This is a genomic window from Chryseobacterium sp. SIMBA_029 (assembly GCF_046535275.1).
Classification (GTDB): domain Bacteria; phylum Bacteroidota; class Bacteroidia; order Flavobacteriales; family Weeksellaceae; genus Chryseobacterium.
This window is the reverse complement of sequence record NZ_JAWRXA010000212.1, coordinates 1-279: the sequence shown is the minus strand read 5'-3', so window position 1 is coordinate 279 and position 279 is coordinate 1. Positions and strand designations below refer to the sequence as shown.

Genomic DNA, 279 nt, shown 5'->3' with positions numbered 1-279 from the left:
CCGTAACCAACTAATGCTATTTTCATATAATCTTTTATTTTTATTGCTACATACAGCCTCTAGGCTTTATATGTATTGTATGTTAAAATCTATAACTTAAAACAAATCCTGTTTTTGGCGCATCATAACCATATTGATCCTGAATAACTGATGGCTTAAAGGTAAGATCCGGATCATGGCGGCTTTCATAAAGATGAGCATCCACTACTGCATCTACGATATTTAAAATGTAGATTAATCCTGTAATGGCAATGGCATAGTCTCTTTGTCTTTTAGCCC

General features: G+C 34.1%; 1 protein-coding gene. It reads right to left on the bottom strand.

From position 1 onward, the window contains the following. Positions 1-82: 82 nt before the first annotated feature. Positions 83-279: DUF5683 domain-containing protein (locus SB679_RS23870; RefSeq protein WP_410704732.1), on the bottom strand; the 197-nt coding region annotated here is incomplete at its 5' end.